Origin of the sequence: Pantoea sp. B623 (genome assembly GCF_024814475.1) — a bacterium.
In the GTDB taxonomy this organism is placed as follows: Bacteria; Pseudomonadota; Gammaproteobacteria; order Enterobacterales; family Enterobacteriaceae; genus Pantoea; species Pantoea ananatis.
On record NZ_JANUXM010000004.1, the window covers coordinates 1,333,725 to 1,351,098 of the forward strand.

Sequence of the window (17,374 nt, forward strand, 5' to 3'; positions counted from 1 at the left end):
TCAGTTCGTGTCAGACATGTCGCCACAAACCACGTGAAAAAGGTGCCCTGCTTCAGGCACCTTTTTTTCATCCGGCGATTGAGGGTGGTTTACAACGACATATCCACCACAATACGGCCTTCAATCTTGCCTGCATGCATCCGGGCAAAGATATCGTTAATATTGCTGAGCGGTTCAATCGCCACGCTGGCTTTCACTTTATGACGGCTGGCAAAATCCAGCGCCTCCTGTAAATCCTTACGCGTTCCGACGATAGAACCCCGCACCGTAATGCCGTCCAGCACCATATCGAAAATAGACAGATCGAATTTGCCAGGCGGCAAGCCGTTTAGCACCATGGTGCCCCCACGACGTAACGTGCCGATCGCCTGCTCAAAGGCTTTAGGCGACACCGCAGTGACCAGCACGCCGTGCGCGCCGCCAAAGTGCTCATGAAACACCCTGGCCGGATCGACGTTTCTGGCATTCGCCACCACGCTGGCGCCCAGGCGCTGGGCAAAGGCCAGCTTATCGTCATCGATATCGACAGCCGCCACGTTCAGCCCCATCGCGACGGCATACTGTATAGCCATGTGCCCTAACCCACCTATGCCGGAAATCACCACCCAGTCACCGGGTTTGGTGTCGGTCATTTTTAACCCTTTGTAGACCGTCACGCCCGCACAGAGCACCGGTGCCACCTCGTTGAATGCGAGGTTTTCGGGGATGATGCCGACATAGTTGGCGTCCGCCACGCAGTATTCGGCAAAACTGCCGTTAACCGAATAGCCGGTATTTTGCTGACTGTGGCACAGCGTTTCCCAGTTATCGAGACAGTGCTCGCAGTGACCGCAGGCGGAGTAGAGCCAGGGCACGCCGACCCGATCGCCCACCTTCAGGTGATGTACGTTATCCCCCACCGCGACCACCTGCCCTACGCCCTCATGTCCCGGGATAAAAGGCGGAACCGGCTTCACCGGCCAGTCGCCCTCTGCCGCATGCAGATCGGTGTGACACACGCCGGTTGCCGCGATTTTTACCAGAATCTGCCCCGACCCAGGCTGGGGTACGGGCACCTGCTCAATCACCAAGGGTTCGCCGAACGCTTTAACAACTGCTGCCTTCATCATCGTGTTGATTGTCATCGTCATGATTTACGCTCCAGGGATAGGTTACGGACTTAAAACAGCCCCAGCGGTGCCGTGTCATAGCTGACTAACAGGTTTTTGGTCTGCTGGTACTGGTTGAGTGCCATTTTGTGTGTTTCGCGACCCACGCCGGACTGTTTGTAACCCCCAAAGGCAGCATGGGCCGGGTAGATGTGGTAACAGTTGGTCCAGACGCGCCCGGCTTTGATGGCGCGCCCCATGCGGTAGGCTAAATTGCTGTCCCGCGTCCAGACGCCCGCCCCCAATCCAAACTGGGTTTCATTGGCAATACGCAAGGCTTCAGCCTCATCTTTGAAGGTGGTGATGCCGATAACCGGGCCAAAGATTTCCTCCTGAAAGCAGCGCATGCTATTGCTGCCTTTAATCAGCGTGGGCTGAATATAGAAACCGTTATCCAGTTCGGACGATATCAAGGCCCGCTCACCCCCGGTCAGGATCTCGCCCCCTTCGTTGCGGGCAATCTCGATATACGACAAAATTTTATCGAACTGCTGACGCGAAGCCTGGGCGCCAATCATCGTGTCGGTATCGAGCGGATCGCCGCGACGAATGGTGGCGACTTTGGCCATCACCCGCGCCATGAAAGGCGCGTAAACGGACTCATGGATTAGCGCACGGGACGGACAGGTACACACCTCGCCCTGATTAAAGAAGCCCAGCACCAGCCCTTCCACAGCCTTGTCAATAAAGTCCGGCTCGCCATTCATGATGTCGGCGAAGTAGATGTTCGGCGATTTCCCGCCCAGCTCCACGGTACAGGGAATAATATTTTCTGCGGCACAGGCCATGATATGACGTCCCACCGGCGTAGAACCGGTGAAGGCGATTTTGGCAATGCGTTTACTGGTTGCCAACGCTTCGCCCGCCTCGCGGCCGAAACCCTGTACCACGTTTAGCACGCCTGCAGGAAACAGGTCGCCGATCATCTCCATCAGCAGCGTAATGCCCAGCGGAGTTTGCTCCGCAGGCTTAAGCACCACGCAGTTACCGGCAGCCAGGGCCGGCGCCAGCTTCCATGCGGCCATCAGCAACGGAAAATTCCAGGGAATAATTTGCCCCACCACGCCCAGCGGCTCATGAAAATGGTAGGCCACGGTTTTTTCATCGATCTCGCCCGTGCTGCCCTCCTGCGCGCGCAGGCATCCTGCGAAGTAACGAAAATGGTCGGCCGCCAGCGGCAGATCGGCATTGAGCGTTTCCCGAATCGGTTTGCCGTTGTCCCAGCTTTCCGCCACGGCCAGGGTTTCGAGATTGGCATCAATGCGATCAGCCACCTGGAGCAGCAGATTAGATCGGGTTTGTACGGAGGTTTTTCCCCAGGCTTCTGCAGCCCGGTGCGCGGCATCCAGCGCTAAATCAATATCGCGCGCATCGGAACGAGGAAACCGGGCAATGTCACTGCCGTTGACGGGTGAGGTATTCATGAAGTACTCACCACTCAGCGGCTCGATAAATTTGCCATCAATGTAGTTGCCGTAGGCAGATTTAAACGTCACTAACGCACCAGGTGTGCCGGGATGGGCATAACGCATCGCAAACTCCTTCTGTAGGGTAGACAGGCAGCGGCATGTTGATTTTTAACGGATAGCGCGCTGTCACCTGACGTTTGCAGGTCCTGTGCCAACTTCCCTTGCGCGCTGAAAATCCAGATAAAAATCAATCACCTGAATAGTAATCTCACAGGCATGCGTTGAGGACTAACCGGCTTTGATCCCGCTTTGTGTTGCAAATCGCAACACCGCTAAAACCAAAACGCTACAATCCCGCTACACTTTTCCGAGCCCACGAGGTCATTCATGCAGCACAAGGTTTCCGATGCCCTATTGCCCGCTATCGATAACAACCCCCTGCTGAGTGATTCCTGGCTACGCAGCCAGCTCTACGGACTGGATCGTTCGGCCGATGATTTTCCTCGCGTACGTCAGGCCGAGCTGACAGAGCTGGTGGCCAGTAATACTGACCTCCAGCAGTTTGCTCAGCCCATCATGCACAAGCTGGCCCAGAAGGTGACGCAGATGCAGTCGGTGGTCATTCTGTCTGACGCGGCAGGCCGGGTGCTGCACACCTTTGGCGAGATGCAGGCGATGCAAAAAGCACAGCGTTTCGCCCTTGCCCCCGGCAACATCTGGAGCGAATGTGGCCGTGGCACCAACGCCATTGGTACGGCGCTGGCGATAGACGACGGTTGTGAAATCGAGGGTAATCAACACTTCCTGACCCGCAACCAGGGGCTTTACTGTGCCGCCATGCCGCTGCAAATGCCCAACGGGCAGATTGCGGGGGTACTGGATGTCTCCGGCCCTGCGCATTTTTCCCATGCCCATACGTTTGCCTGGGTCAAACAGGCGGCACGGCACATTGAGTATCTGTGGGTTAAGCAGAGCCTGCATCCCCAACAATGGCTAATGAGCCTGCACAGCGACGCACACCGGCTAGACAGCCCGGATGAGCTGCTGCTGGTGTTTTCAGACAACGTGCTGACTGCCGCAAATCGGCTGGCCCTGCGTGAACTTGACCTGCACGCCGAACAGCTTGGCGTCATCACATTTCAGCAGCTGTTTCCTCACGGCGATCTGCGGGCCACCGCACTGCCAACGCCGGTGATGATCGGACCCCAGCCTTATTATTTTCGTCTGCGTGCGCCCACCCGAACCCGATTCAGCGTAGCAGCAGGCCCTGCGCGTCCGCTGCCTTTCTCACTGCAACATGAGGGAGATAAAATGGTGCGGCTGCTGAATGCCGGCGTTTCATTGTGCATTCGCGGGGAAACCGGCAGCGGAAAAGAGTACGTCAGCCGCGCGTTACATCAGCAAAGCCGCTGGCGGGAAGGAAAATTTGTGGCGATTAACTGCGCCGCGATTCCGGAATCCTTGATCGAATCTGAACTCTTTGGCTACCAGCCGGGGGCATTTACCGGTGCCAGCAAAAATGGCTACATCGGTAAAATCCGTGAGGCCGATGGCGGCGTCCTGTTTCTGGATGAGATCGGAGATATGCCACTGGCGCTGCAAACCCGGCTCTTACGCGTGCTACAGGAAAAAGAGGTCGCGCCGCTGGGATCCAGTCAGAGCTGGCCGGTTAACCTGGCCGTGATCAGCGCGACACATCGGGATCTGGCGCAACGCGTCTCACAGGGCGACTTCCGCGAGGATCTCCTGTACCGGCTGCAGGAATTTTCATTCACGATCCCGCCGCTGCGTGACTGGTCTTCTCTTCCGGCGTTTATCACGCAACTCTGGGACGCGCTGGGCGGCGGCGCGCGTCAGATCGGCTTGTCTTCCGAAGTGCTGGCGACATTAACGCGCTATTCCTGGCCGGGCAACGTGCGCCAGCTACGCAGCCTGATGAAAGTCTTGCTGGCGCTGGCGGAAGATGGCGATAGCGTGGAGATCACGCATTTACCTGAGGAGTACCGCAGCGGCAACGCCGCGGCATCACCCGCGCGCCAGCAGCATGACGATCGTCTGATAAAAGCGACGTTGCAGCAGTTTAACGGCAACATCAGCAAAACGGCGCAGGCGCTCGGCGTTGCGCGCAGCACGCTGTATCGCCGCGCTGCACGCGAGAAGTGAGCTTAATCGCGGAAGTTTTTAAACTGGAATGGCTGGCCCAGATTTCCCCCGCGCACCAGCGCCATCGCCCCCTGCAGATCGTCACGTGACTTACCAGTGACGCGCAGGGATTCACCCTGAATCTGGGTCTGCACTTTCAGCTTGCTGTCTTTGATCAACTTCACCAGCTTCTTCGCCACATCGGCTTCAATGCCTTTTTTCATTTTGGCATCCAGGCTCCAGCTCTTGCCGCTGTGCTCAATTTCTTCCGGCACGTCCAGGGCCGCGCCTTCAATGCCGCGCTTAAGCATTTTTTCACGCAGAATATCGACCAGTTGCTTTACCTGAAAGTCAGATTCACTGATGACTTTAATGGTTTCATTTTTTTCATTGAGTTCGTAACTGGCGGTGACGTTACGAAAATCGAAACGGGTGGACAGTTCGCGGTTAGCGTTATCTACCGCATTGCGAACTTCCTGCATGTCGACTTCTGAAACGATATCGAAAGATGGCATCTCTTCTTCTCCTGAGGCTAAACTGGCATGCATAATACGCGTCTTAGGCCACTAAATAAAATCACGCTGTGCAGCGCTATACTTAACCCATTGTCACAGCGCATAAATAATACGCCCGCGAGCGGGAGGCAGCATGAAAATAACCGTATTAGGATGCGGCGCGCTAGGCCAGGTCTGGCTTACCGCCCTTGCCCATTCTGGACATGATGTACAGGGATGGCTGCGTGTTCCCCAGCCCTACTGTTCAGCCAACGTGATTGATCCTCTGGGTCGCGTCTCGAACCGGACCTTTATTGCCAACGATCCGCTGTTTCTGGCCCAGAGTCAGCTGCTGCTGGTCACGCTGAAAGCCCCCCAGGTTTCGACAGCCGTTAAAAATCTGGAGAGCGTGATGGCGGAAAACTGTCCCGTGCTGCTGCTGCATAACGGAATGGGGACGCTGGGGGAATTAAAGGGCCTGCGACAGCCGCTGTTGCGCGGCATTACCACGCACGCCGCCATGCGGGACGGAACGGTGATTAAACATGTCGCCAGCGGCGTCACGCATATTGGCCCCGGCAACCGTAAAAGCGAAGGCTGGAGCGCGATTGCCGACGTTCTACATGATGCACTGCCCGACGTCGCCTGGCATGACAATATCCGGGCCGCCTGCTGGCGCAAACTGGCGGTTAACTGCGTAATAAACCCGCTGAGCGTGGAGCACGATTGTCAAAACGGCGCGCTCCGCCAGTACAGCCGTGAAATACAAACCCTGTGCGATGAAATCAGTTGGGTGATGGAACGAGAAGGCCAGTCCGTTGACAGCCAGAGTCTGCAGGATCAGGTATTCGATGTGATAGAAACGACGGCGGCGAATACGTCGTCAATGCTGCAGGATATTCGCGCACAGCGGCTGACGGAGATTGAATACATCACCGGTTTCCTGCTGCGCCGGGCACGCACCCACGGCTTCGTGTTGACAGAAAACACGCGCCTGTATGACATGATTAAACGCAAGGAGTCTTTTTATGGGCGCGAACGCCTCAGTACTGGTCTGTCTGGCTCATGGCAGTGAAGAAATCGAAGCGGTCACCACGCTGGATCTGCTGGTACGTGGCGGGATAAAAACGGTTACCGCCAGCGTGGAAAGCGACGGCAGCCGTGAAATCCTCTGCTCGCGCGGGGTCCGCCTGCTGGCCGATATCCCGCTGGTCGAGGTCGCGGATAACGCCTACGATGCCATTGTACTGCCCGGCGGATTGAAAGGCGCCGAGACGTTTCGCGACAGTCCACTGCTGGTGGAAACCGTGCGGCAGTTTCATCTGACCGGGCGTATTGTTGCCGCCATCTGCGCCGCGCCTGGCACGGTACTGGTGCCACATAACCTGTTTCCCGTGGGAAACATGACGGGTTTCCCCGGTTTGAAATCCACCATACCGGATGATAAATGGATGGAGCGGCGCGTGGTGTGGGATCCGCGCGTCAATCTGTTAACCAGCCAGGGGCCGGGCACCGCAATGGATTTTGCGCTGAAGTTAATCGATCTGTTAGTCGGCAGTGATAAAGCGCGGGAGGTTGCCGCTCAACTGGTAATGGCACCCGGCATTTACGATTACCAGGCCAGTTAAGATTTGGCGTCTGAAAAGCGGTACAGGTAGCACTGTGCCCGCTTCCCGGTCGGGTGCGCGGGCACAGCGTGCCTTTTAAGGGCGGTAAACTTTGACGTTTTTAAAGCCCTGCTCATGCAGATACAGCGCCTGAAGTTTACTCATCACGCCGCGATCGCAGTACAACAGCCAGGTTTTATTCTGATCGAGGTCGCCAAACTGGGTGCTGAGTTTGTAGAAAGGCATCGACTTCACCTCTGTTCCCACCAACTCAAGCGGTTTGTCTTCCTGCTCATCCACCGAACGGATATCCAGTACGCTGTCGTTTTCGTTCAGCAAGCCGACCGTTTCAACCTCGACCACTTCGTCCTGCGTTTGCTCGGCAATTTCGCGGATATCCACGTTGGTCGCTTCGGCCACCATGCGTTCCAGAATCGAGAAGTCAAAATGGCTTTCTTCAGCGTCGATTTTGCCCTTCACCGCTTTGACGGTTGGGCTTTTGGAAATCACACCGCAATATTCCGGCATGGTACTGGCAAAATCTTCGGTGCCGATCTCACGCGCGACCTTGATGATGTGCTCTTTATCATGGGAGATCAGCGGACGCAGAATCAGCGTGTCCGATGCATTGTCGATCAAACGCAGGTTGGTCAGGGTCTGACTGGAAACCTGTCCAAGCGCTTCACCGGTCACCAGCGCCTGAACGCCATAGCGTTCAGCGACCATCGACGCGGCGCGAACCATCATGCGCTTCAGTACCACGCCCATCTGGCCATCGTCGACTTTTTCTAAAATTTCGCCCACGACCGGTTCGAAGTTTATCGCGACAAAACGGACCCGATGCGAACGACCGAAACGGTTCCAGATATAATGCGCCACCTGACGCACGCCGATTTCGTGTGCGGCACCGCCAAGATTAAAGAAGCAGTAATGCACCCGGCAGCCGCGACGCATCAGCATGTAGCTCGACACGCCAGAGTCAAAGCCGCCCGAGATTAGCGACAGCACATCTTCCTGCGTGCCAATCGGGAAACCGCCCAGCCCCTCATAGCGCGCGGTCACCAGCGTTAAGCGGTTCTCTTCCACTTCGAGATTGACCGTCACCTCTGGCTTTTTAAGCTGCACCGTGGCGCTCTCGATGTGCTGATTCAGACCACCGCCGACGTAGCGTTCCACATCCTGCGAACTAAAGCTGTGTTTGCCCCGGCGCTTAACACGCACGCAAAACGTTTTGTTTTCAAGAGCATCGCGGTACTGCGCCAGCGTCTGCTCAAAAATATGATGAATATCGGTATATTCACGCTCTTCCACCGCAAGGACATGGTGGATACCGGGAATGCGCATGAGCTCATCAGGAATAACCGTGCGCATGGCTTCATCTTTGCAGCGCACTTCAATATGATCCCAGTAACGGACGACCGCGATCTCGTCGCTGACGGTTTTAAGCACGTTGCGAATATTGCTGGCAAGAATCTTAATAAAGCGCAGGCGCACCGACTGACTCTTGATGGTGATTTCGGGAAATAACTTGACGATAAACTTCATGGCGATACAGCTTCGTTGGGCAAATAAGTGCTAAAACAGGCTGCACTTAGCTGGTAAGATCATAAAATTGCGGGCTGCCAGGCGCATCCGCATCCGAGGCGCGGAAGTATATCACCTTTACCTGGTGACTGCTTCTGCAACAGCATGCACATTGATTATTTTGCTAATCATTCTCTCTCAGCTACCATGACCGATTGCATGATAACGTTCCAACCGTGAGTCGATCCTAACTATGCCGAAAAAAGCCGAACAGCCAGCCAGCTTTGAAACGTCATTGCAGCAGCTGGAACAGATTGTCAGTCGTCTGGAAAGTGGTGAACTGCCGTTGGAAGAGGCCCTCAATGAATTTGAGCGCGGCGTGCAGCTGGCACGCAATGGCCAACAGACGCTGCAACAGGCCGAGCAGCGCGTTCGTATTTTACTCAGCGATGATAAAGACGCCGACCTCTCCTCTTTTACGCCGGAAAACAACTAATGGATTTTCCTGAACTGCTCGACGCTTATCACAGGCAGGTGAATCGTGCGTTGACGGGCTTATTAGACGCCCTGCCTTTTCAGAGTTCTCCTCTGGTGAATGCCATGAAGTATGGGGCATTATTAGGCGGCAAACGCCTGCGCCCGTTTCTGGTCTACGCCACCGGCGAGATGCTTCACGCCGACAAAGCGAGTCTGGATGCGCCCGCTGCAGCAGTTGAGTGTATTCATGCCTATTCACTGATTCATGACGATCTTCCTGCCATGGACGATGACGCTCTGCGTCGTGGGCAACCGACCTGCCATATTAAATATGGTGAAGATACCGCCATCCTTGCAGGCGATGCGCTGCAAACGCTGGCATTTTCTATCCTTGCCGACCAGCCCATGCCGGGCGTGAGCGCGGAATATCGGCTGGCCATGTTGTCAGAACTGGCAAAAGCCAGCGGCGTCGCGGGGATGTGCGGCGGTCAGGCACTGGATCTGGCGGCGGAAGGTCAGTCGGTGGGGCTTGCTCAACTTGAACAAATTCATCGTCATAAAACCGGTGCGTTGATCCGCGCGGCCGTTCGGCTTGGCGCGTTTGCCGCTGGCGAAAAAGGCCGCGAGGCGCTTCCGTATCTTGATCGCTATGCAGACGCTATCGGTCTGGCTTTTCAGGTGCAGGATGACATCCTGGATGTGACGGGTGACACAGCTGTCATCGGAAAACGCCAGGGTGCCGATCAAGATCTTGGAAAAAGCACCTATCCTTCACTGATGGGTCTGGATGATGCCCGCACTAAGGCACTGGATTTATATCAGGAAGCCGTCGATGCTTTGCACATGCTCTCTGCCAAATCCTATAACACCACAGCCTTGAAGGCGCTGGCGAGCTTCGTAATTGAACGCGATAAATAACTTCCATGATGAGTCACTGATGAGTTTTGATATTACAAAATACCCGACACTGGCGCAGGCAGAAACGGTTCAGGCGCTGCGAGCCCTGCCAAAAGAGAAATTGCCTGCGCTCTGCAACGAGCTGCGCCAGTATTTATTAGACAGCGTGAGCCGCTCAAGCGGCCATTTTGCGTCGGGCCTGGGCGTGGTCGAGCTGACCGTGGCGCTGCATTACGTCTATAACACGCCGTTCGATCACCTGGTGTGGGACGTCGGTCATCAGGCTTATCCGCACAAAATTTTAACGGGACGCCGCGATCGCATTGGCTCTATTCGCCAAAAGAACGGTGTGCATCCGTTTCCCTGGCGCGGCGAGAGTGAATACGATGTGCTGAGCGTGGGCCACTCTTCGACCTCCATCAGTGCCGGACTGGGCATGGCTGCGGCGGCCGAACGTGAAGGCAAAGGCCGCCGCACGGCCTGCGTTATCGGTGATGGTGCCATTACTGCGGGCATGGCGTTTGAAGCCATGAACCATGCAGGCGATATCAAATCGGATATGCTCGTGATTCTGAATGACAATGAAATGTCGATTTCAGAGAACGTCGGGGCGCTGAACAACCGGCTGGCGCAGATCCTCTCGGGCAAAACCTATGCGCGTCTGCGTGAAGGCGGCAAGCGTGTTCTGACCGGCCTGCCGCCGATTAAAGAATTAGTGAAGCGTACCGAAGAGCATCTGAAAGGCATGGTCGTGCCCGGAACCCTGTTTGAAGAGCTGGGTTTTAACTATATCGGCCCGGTGGACGGCCATGATGTGCTGACGCTGGTAAATACGCTGAGTAATATGCGCAGCCTGAAAGGGCCACAGTTCCTGCATATTATGACCAAAAAGGGCAAAGGCTACGCGCCGGCAGAACAGGATCCTATTACCTGGCATGCTGTGCCGAAATTTGACGTCGCCAGCGGTGAGCTGCCAAAAAGCGCCGAAGGTTTGCCGAGCTACTCCAAAATTTTCGGCAACTGGCTGTGTGAGATGGCCGCTCACGATACGAAGCTGATGGCGATTACGCCTGCCATGCGTGAAGGTTCAGGCATGGTCGGTTTCTCTCGCAAATACCCCAACCAGTATTTTGACGTTGCCATTGCCGAACAGCACGCGGTGACCTTCGCCGCTGGCCTGGCGATTGGGGGCTACAAACCGGTGGTGGCCATCTACTCCACCTTCCTGCAGCGCGCCTACGATCAGGTCATCCACGACGTGGCAATTCAGAAACTGCCGGTGTTGTTTGCCATCGATCGCGGCGGCATCGTCGGCGCTGACGGGCAGACACACCAGGGCGCGTTCGATCTCGCCTATCTGCGCTGCGTGCCGGACATGGTGATTATGACGCCAAGCGACGAGAATGAATGTCGCCAGATGCTGTATACCGGTTATCACTATCAGGATGGCCCGGCCGCGGTACGTTATCCGCGCGGTACCGGTACCGGTGCTGCACTGACACCGCTGCAAAGCCTGCCGCTGGGTAAAGGCGTGGTAAAACGTCAGGGCGAAAAACTGGCCATCCTCAACTTCGGTACGCTGCTGCCGGAAGCGAGCAAGGTGGCGGAAGCGCTGAACGCAACGCTTGTGGACATGCGCTTCGTGAAACCGCTGGATACGTCACTGATCGCCGAACTGGCGGCCAGTCATGAGTCCCTGATTACGCTGGAAGAAGGCGCGATTAAAGGCGGCGCAGGCAGCGGCGTGAATGAGTTTGTCATGGCTAAACGCCTGGGCGTGCCCGTGCTGAATATCGGCCTGCCTGATGAGTTTATTCCGCCTGGTACTCAGGAAGAAATGCGCCACGACTACCAACTGGACATTGACGGTATTCAACAGCAGATCAGCCGCTGGCTGGCGCAGTAGGTCCCCTGCCCGCGCACTGTGGAGCGCGTCATTCCTGCTATGCTTAATCCCCTGGGTTAGACATAGCAGGAGTCTTCATGAAAACTATTCAATTAGCGAACACTGACTTAACGGTTTCCCGGCTTTGCCTGGGTTGTATGACCTTTGGAGAACCCGATCGCGGCAAGCACGCCTGGACACTCCCGGAAGAGAGCAGCCGTCCGCTCATCCAGCAGGCGCTGGAAGCAGGGATCAATTTTTTTGATACCGCGAACAGTTATTCTGACGGCAGTAGCGAGGAGATTGTGGGCCGGGCGCTCAAAGATTTTGCCCGACGTGATGAGGTGGTCGTTGCCACCAAAGTTTTCTTTCCCATGAGCAATCTCTCGCAGGGCTTATCTCGCCAGAACATTCTGCAATCTATCGACGACAGCCTGCAACGGCTGGATATGGAGTATGTCGATCTCCTGCAAATTCATCGCTGGGACTATGACACCCCGCTGGAAGAGACGCTGGAAGCCCTTGACGCAGTGGTGAAGTCTGGTAAAGCGCGCTACATTGGTGCCTCCTCAATGCATAGCCACCAGTTTGCTCAGGCCTTAGCCCTGCAGGACCAACAGGGCTGGGCACGCTTTGTCAGCATGCAGGATCAGTACAACCTGATCCAACGTGAAGAAGAGCGGGAGATGCACCCTTTGTGTCTGCGGGAAAACATTGCGGTATTACCCTGGAGCCCCCTGGCACGCGGCAAACTGACCCGCCCCTGGGGAGAAACCACCGCACGATCCGTGTCGGATGACGTCATTCCCTCGCTCTATGCCACAACCGAGGAGAACGACGCGATGATAGCCGAGCGCCTGGCAGAGGTTGCGGCGGACAAAGGCGTGACGCGTGCGCAGGTGGCGCTGGCATGGTTACTCAGCAAACCCGCCGTCACCGCCCCAATCATCGGTGCTTCGCGCGCCGGGCAGTTCGCCGAGCTGGCTAACGCCGTCAACGTGGAACTGACCGGGGACGAGATCGCCCATCTGGAAGAGGCCTATCAACCGCACCCGGCAACGGGTTATCAGTAAGCGGGTTGTGAAGCGTTTTGCATGCGGCGCTATGCGCTGTCCGACAGGCAAAGCGGCAGACCGTTCCCGCAGGGGAACGGCCATCATGCTGAACGACGAAATGAGGGAGAACAGGCGGGGTTTTTCGCTGTAAAGGCCCGGTCTGGCAAGCTTAAGCGGCCAAAAAGACGCCCGTCGCGTACAGCATCGCCGCCGCGATAATACCGGCGATAATATCATCTACCATGATGCCCATACCGCCATGCACGTTACGATCGAACCAGCGAATCGGCCAGGGTTTCCAGATATCCAGCACGCGGAACAGAACAAAACCACTCACCACCCACTGCCAGCTGTTGACCGGAATCGCCATCAGGGTAATCCACATCCCGATAAACTCATCCCAGACAATGCTGCCGTGGTCATGCACGCCCATATCCTTGGCGGTGCGATGGCAAAGGTAAACGCCCACACTAATGCCCAGCAAGACCACCAGCGAGTAGAGATCATGGGGGAGCAAGGTCATGAGCCACCAAAACGGAATGGCGGCCAGCGATCCTACCGTTCCGGGCATAAACGGGCTCAGGCCGCTGCCGAAGCCGGTCGCCAGCAAATGCCAGGGATTGCGCAGGCGCAGGCGGCTTTTCGCGAGGGTTTTATCTGAGGTCAAAATGGTCGAATCCTTTATGACGGAATTCCGTGGGTTTACCGTTTTCCAGCAGTGACAGCCCTTCTGACTCCGGTGCCATCTGGCCAATGCAGGTATAAGGCACGCCAAGATGCCCCAGCGCCACATCCAGCGCGCCACGATTGACTTCCGGCACGCTAAAGCACAGCTCGTAATCTTCTCCGCCGCTGAGCGCCCAGCGCAGCACCTGTTCGGCATCAAAGTTTTCACGCAGTGCAGAAGAGAGCGGCAGCGCATCCAGATTCAACCGTGCACCACAGCCGCTGGCTTTCAGTACATGGCCAAGATCGGAGATGAGTCCATCCGATAAATCAATGGCGGATGACGCCAGGGAACGCAGCGACTGTCCCTGTAAAATGCGCGGCATTGGGCGCAGGTGGCGCTTGATCAGGGCTTCGTGTATCGCCGGATCGTCAATGCGGCAGTGATGCTGTAATAACGCCAGCCCGGCAGCGCTGTCGCCCAGCGTACCGGTCACGTAGATCCAGTCACCCGGCCTGGCGCCCGAGCGTTTCAGCGCCTTGCCGTGGGGAATCAAGCCATGAATCCCCAACGTGAGGCTGAGGGGGCCACGCGTGGTATCGCCGCCCACCAGCTGCATGTCGTAGTATTCCAGCAGGTCAAACAGGCTTTCGCTAAAGCTGCTGAGCCAGGTTTCATTCACGTCAGGCAAGGTCATGGCCAGCGTCAGCCAGGCAGGATCGGCTCCCATCGCGGCCAAATCGCTCAGGTTTACCGCCAGAGATTTATACGCTAAATCCGCAGGATGGATGGAAGACAGGAAATGGACGCCGGAAACCAGCGTATCGGTGCTGACCGCCAGCGTCTGTTTTTCGGGCACGCTAAGCAACGCGCAATCGTCGCCAATGCCGAGTTCGACATCACGGCGGCTACGCGTTCTGCGATTGAAGTAGCGTGCGATGAGTTCAAATTCACCACATGACATAATTGCGTTCCGCTTAACCATTAATGAAAAAGGCCGGCAAGCCGGCCTTATTGATTATTTGCGTTGGGGTCTGATTTGTGGACCGGCTTTATCCAGTACACCGTTGACAAATTTATGGCTGTCTTCGGCACCAAACACTTTCGCCAGCTCAATACCTTCGTTGATGGCCACTTTATAGGGCACATCAGAACGCTTGCTCAATTCATACAGCGAAATACGCAGAATGGCTTTTTCAACCTGTCCCAGCTCTTCGAGCTGACGCGACAGATACGGCTTCATCAGGCCATCCAGGTACGCGCTGTTGGTCGCCACACCGGACAGCAGTTCGCGGAAATAGGTAATGTCGACGTCTTTGACGTCTTGTTCCGCCAGAAACTGGTATTCCACATCGGCAATGTCGTTGTTGGACAACTGCCAGGAGTAAAGCGCCTGGACAGCGCACTCACGGGCGCGACGACGAGCAGCAGGTTTCACAAAATTCCCCTTACAAAAATCAGGCTTTAATGGCTTTCAATACGTTGATCATTTCAAGCGCGGTCAGGGCCGCTTCGGCACCTTTATTACCCGCTTTCGTTCCAGCACGCTCAATGGCCTGCTCGATATTTTCAGTCGTCAGTACTCCAAATGCCACCGGAATATCACTGTCCATGGCAACGCTGGCAATACCGGAGCTGGCTTCACCTGCGACATATTCGAAGTGAGCAGTGCCACCACGAATTACGGTACCCAGCGCGATCACGGCGTCGTACTTGCCGGTTTTGGTCAGCGCACGGGCTGCCAGCGGCAGTTCATAAGCGCCTGGAACCCAGACGACGGTGATATTGTCATCGCTGACCTGGCCAATGCGCTTCAGGGCATCAACCGCGCCGTCTAACAGGCTGTCATTGATAAAGTTGTTAAAACGCGCGATAACGATGGCAATGTTTGCCTCAGGCGTTGCAACGGCAGCTTCGATAACTTTCATACATATCCTTTCAGGGGTTTGTTTGGCCCCGCGCAGGGGGGCGGATTCTAACATACTCTTTGGCGGCGTGCTCTCGCTTTTCCGCCTCCGTTATTGCGGTGTCAGCGTCAGGCGCACATCATCGCCGACCTGACGGATATCGCGAAAGGCAAAGACCGGCGCATCGGCCAACTGCGTTAACCCCGCAAGCTGGCACAGGCCACGCGCGTCATTGCCCAGTAATTTCGGCGCAACATACACAATCAGCTCATCCACCAGCCCGGCCTGAATGAGCGCGCCGGCGAGCGTCGCGCCGGCTTCCACCCAGACGCTGTTAATCTGCCGCTGGCCCAGCACCATCATCAGCGCCACTAAATCCAGCTGGCTGTCGCGCAGTGGAACAGGAATCTGCGTCACCGTTTCCGGCCAGTGCCGATCGTCGACCTGCTGGCGCATCAGCCAGGTTTCGCCTAATTGTTCAATAAGTTTGTGGTCCGGCGTTACGCGATTCTGGCTATCGACGATCACTCTCACCGGCTGACGCAGCTCGGCTTCATCCACCTGGCGCTGACTTTCGCTGTCCAGTTCTGACCAGCGCACCGTTAACGAGGGATTATCCGCCAGTACGGTTGCACTGCTGCTGAGGATGGCGGAACTCTGGGCGCGCAGCCGCTGCACGTCGCGCCGGGCCGCCGGCGAGGTGATCCACTGGCTTTCCCCACTTGCCATGGCGGTGCGGCCGTCCAGCGAGGCACCCAGTTTTAACTGTATCCAGGGAAAGCCGGTACGCATGCGTTTCAGAAAACCACGGTTCAGGGCTTCCGCTTCCTGCATCATCAGCCCGTGGCTGACCTCAATGCCCGCCTGATGCAGGCGGTGTAATCCCCGTCCGGCTACCTGCGGATTGGGATCCTGCATGGCCGCCACCACGCGGGTTACACCTGCGGCAATTAATGCATCACAACAGGGCGGCGTGCGCCCGTGGTGACTGCAGGGTTCCAGCGTCACATAGGCGGTTGCGCCACGTGCGCGGTCCCCCGCCATACGTAACGCGTGCACTTCCGCATGCGGTTCCCCGGCGCGCTGATGCCAGCCTTCCCCAACAATCTGACCGTCACGCACAATGACGCAGCCTACATTGGGATTGGGTGTGGTGGTAAAACGGCCGCGGCGCGCCAACTCCAGCGCGCGCGCCATATAGCGTTCATCGGTCATGATTTAATCCTGTAATCTGGCAATCTCTTCGCCAAAATCACGCACGTCCTCAAAGCTGCGGTAAACAGAAGCAAAGCGGATATAGGCTACCTTATCGAGCTTCTTCAGCTCGTCCATCACCAGGTTGCCAATCAGCTTGCTGGGGATTTCACGTTCTCCTGTCGCCCGCAGTTGGGTTTTAATATGGCTTACCGCACTCTCAACGGCATCCGCACTGACCGGACGCTTCTCCAGCGCTTTCATCATGCCGCTGGCCAGCTTGTCTTCATTGAAAGGCTCACGCACGTCGTTGCTTTTCACCACGCGCGGCATCACCAGTTCAGCCACTTCAAACGTAGTGAAACGCTCATGGCACACCAGACATTGACGACGGCGCCGCACTGACGAACCCTCACTAACCAGACGAGAATCAATCACTTTAGTGTCTACAGCGGAGCAGAATGGGCAATGCATGACGTTTCCTGACACGAGATAAATGGGTTATACAGTGTAGCGCGAACTGCAGGTCAACAAAATCGATTCGCGTGCTTTCCCCTGCCTGCTTCACAGCCTGAGCGGGCAACAGACCAGCGACGTTAAACAGCACGACGCTTAGAGAGCCGCAGGCGGGATGTGGTGAGCACACCGCCAGCCTCCCTCACCAGAGACACCGGCACACACGCAGGAACACGTGAACGGGCCGTAACAGCTTCAGCGCATTACGGCAGCAGCCTTTGCCTGAGCGGGACAACGGGAGAAGGCTGACTCGGCTCCCCTGCCGTTCAGACAATTCCGTTAACGAACAAACCGCCGTCTGGCCGCTCAGGACAGGCTTGACGACATCGCTAACCTGGAAGATAACGTGCTGTTGGCCCTTTCAGGTTACCCAGGCGAAACCGGACAGAGCCATGCCATGAATATTAATGAAACACAGAAGCCACACCGGATAACCTTCACCCGGACAGTTT

The 17,374-nt window shown here is 56.4% G+C and carries 17 protein-coding genes; 7 read left to right on the top strand and 10 right to left on the bottom strand.

Going from position 1 to position 17,374, the window contains the following annotated elements; all coding sequences use genetic code 11:
• Positions 1–89 precede the first annotated feature (89 nt).
• Positions 90–1,130 (bottom strand): alcohol dehydrogenase AdhP, encoded by a 1,041-nt coding sequence (gene adhP, locus NXS97_RS08165; protein WP_072404205.1) that lies wholly within the window; start codon positions 1,128–1,130, stop codon positions 90–92.
• 29 nt (positions 1,131–1,159) lie between these two features.
• Positions 1,160–2,680 carry an aldehyde dehydrogenase family protein gene (locus NXS97_RS08170; RefSeq protein WP_029568491.1) on the bottom strand — a complete coding sequence of 507 codons (1,521 nt, stop codon included), beginning with the start codon at positions 2,678–2,680 and terminating at the stop codon, positions 1,160–1,162.
• A 264-nt stretch (positions 2,681–2,944) separates the two neighbouring features.
• Between NXS97_RS08170 and NXS97_RS08175 the strand changes: the two genes are divergently transcribed.
• The gene (locus tag NXS97_RS08175; protein ID WP_116219504.1) at positions 2,945–4,720 is read left to right on the top strand and encodes a sigma-54-dependent Fis family transcriptional regulator; all 1,776 of its coding nucleotides are present in this window, start codon (positions 2,945–2,947) and stop codon (positions 4,718–4,720) included.
• Positions 4,721–4,722: 2 nt separating this feature from the next.
• Here the strand turns inward: NXS97_RS08175 and NXS97_RS08180 are convergent, their stop codons facing one another.
• A complete protein-coding gene (locus NXS97_RS08180) occupies positions 4,723–5,214 on the bottom strand; it encodes a YajQ family cyclic di-GMP-binding protein (protein WP_014606447.1) in 492 nt (163 codons plus the stop codon).
• A 133-nt stretch (positions 5,215–5,347) separates the two neighbouring features.
• Here NXS97_RS08180 and panE point away from each other — a divergent pair, with 133 nt between their 5' ends.
• Together panE and yajL are read left to right on the top strand one after the other, a co-directional pair.
• A complete protein-coding gene (gene panE, locus NXS97_RS08185; protein ID WP_013024871.1) occupies positions 5,348–6,268 on the top strand; it encodes a 2-dehydropantoate 2-reductase in 921 nt (306 codons plus the stop codon).
• The gene (gene yajL, locus NXS97_RS08190; RefSeq protein ID WP_078829193.1) at positions 6,222–6,821 is read left to right on the top strand and encodes a protein deglycase YajL; all 600 of its coding nucleotides are present in this window, start codon (positions 6,222–6,224) and stop codon (positions 6,819–6,821) included. Before panE ends, yajL begins: the two co-directional genes overlap by 47 nt.
• A gap of 75 nt (positions 6,822–6,896) precedes the next feature.
• On the opposite strand, the gene thiI is transcribed toward yajL, so the two are convergent.
• Positions 6,897–8,345: a tRNA uracil 4-sulfurtransferase ThiI gene (gene thiI, locus NXS97_RS08195; protein WP_013024869.1), complete on the bottom strand. Its 1,449-nt coding sequence runs from the start codon at positions 8,343–8,345 to the stop codon at positions 6,897–6,899.
• Positions 8,346–8,577: 232 nt separating this feature from the next.
• Between thiI and xseB the strand changes: the two genes are divergently transcribed.
• The 4 genes from xseB to NXS97_RS08215 all read left to right on the top strand — a co-directional run bounded on the left by xseB (position 8,578) and on the right by NXS97_RS08215 (position 12,656).
• Positions 8,578–8,820 carry an exodeoxyribonuclease VII small subunit gene (xseB, locus tag NXS97_RS08200; RefSeq protein WP_013024868.1) on the top strand — a complete coding sequence of 81 codons (243 nt, stop codon included), beginning with the start codon at positions 8,578–8,580 and terminating at the stop codon, positions 8,818–8,820.
• Positions 8,820–9,719 carry a (2E,6E)-farnesyl diphosphate synthase gene (ispA, locus tag NXS97_RS08205; RefSeq protein WP_089517542.1) on the top strand — a complete coding sequence of 300 codons (900 nt, stop codon included), beginning with the start codon at positions 8,820–8,822 and terminating at the stop codon, positions 9,717–9,719. The genes xseB and ispA overlap by 1 nt, the downstream gene beginning before the upstream one ends.
• Positions 9,720–9,738: 19 nt before the next feature.
• Complete coding sequence (dxs, locus tag NXS97_RS08210; protein ID WP_026021088.1) at positions 9,739–11,604, top strand: 1-deoxy-D-xylulose-5-phosphate synthase; 1,866 nt, start codon at positions 9,739–9,741, stop codon at positions 11,602–11,604.
• A gap of 77 nt (positions 11,605–11,681) precedes the next feature.
• Positions 11,682–12,656: an aldo/keto reductase gene (locus NXS97_RS08215; protein WP_019106644.1), complete on the top strand. Its 975-nt coding sequence runs from the start codon at positions 11,682–11,684 to the stop codon at positions 12,654–12,656.
• A 151-nt stretch (positions 12,657–12,807) separates the two neighbouring features.
• Here the strand turns inward: NXS97_RS08215 and pgpA are convergent, their stop codons facing one another.
• From pgpA to nrdR, 6 genes are all read right to left on the bottom strand, one after another.
• On the bottom strand, positions 12,808–13,305 hold the full coding sequence (gene pgpA / locus NXS97_RS08220) for a phosphatidylglycerophosphatase A (RefSeq protein WP_013024863.1): 498 nt from the start codon (positions 13,303–13,305) through the stop codon (positions 12,808–12,810).
• Positions 13,292–14,269 (bottom strand): thiamine-phosphate kinase, encoded by a 978-nt coding sequence (gene thiL / locus NXS97_RS08225; protein WP_014606449.1) that lies wholly within the window; start codon positions 14,267–14,269, stop codon positions 13,292–13,294. The genes pgpA and thiL overlap by 14 nt, the downstream gene beginning before the upstream one ends.
• 54 nt (positions 14,270–14,323) lie before the next feature.
• Positions 14,324–14,743 carry a transcription antitermination factor NusB gene (gene nusB / locus NXS97_RS08230; protein ID WP_014593065.1) on the bottom strand — a complete coding sequence of 140 codons (420 nt, stop codon included), beginning with the start codon at positions 14,741–14,743 and terminating at the stop codon, positions 14,324–14,326.
• 19 nt (positions 14,744–14,762) lie between these two features.
• Positions 14,763–15,233: a 6,7-dimethyl-8-ribityllumazine synthase gene (gene ribE, locus NXS97_RS08235; protein ID WP_014593064.1), complete on the bottom strand. Its 471-nt coding sequence runs from the start codon at positions 15,231–15,233 to the stop codon at positions 14,763–14,765.
• Positions 15,234–15,323: 90 nt separating this feature from the next.
• On the bottom strand, positions 15,324–16,427 hold the full coding sequence (gene ribD, locus NXS97_RS08240; RefSeq protein WP_116219503.1) for a bifunctional diaminohydroxyphosphoribosylaminopyrimidine deaminase/5-amino-6-(5-phosphoribosylamino)uracil reductase RibD: 1,104 nt from the start codon (positions 16,425–16,427) through the stop codon (positions 15,324–15,326).
• A 3-nt stretch (positions 16,428–16,430) separates the two neighbouring features.
• Positions 16,431–16,880 (bottom strand): transcriptional regulator NrdR, encoded by a 450-nt coding sequence (gene nrdR / locus NXS97_RS08245; RefSeq protein ID WP_006117986.1) that lies wholly within the window; start codon positions 16,878–16,880, stop codon positions 16,431–16,433.
• Between the last annotated feature and the right edge of the window lie 494 nt (positions 16,881–17,374).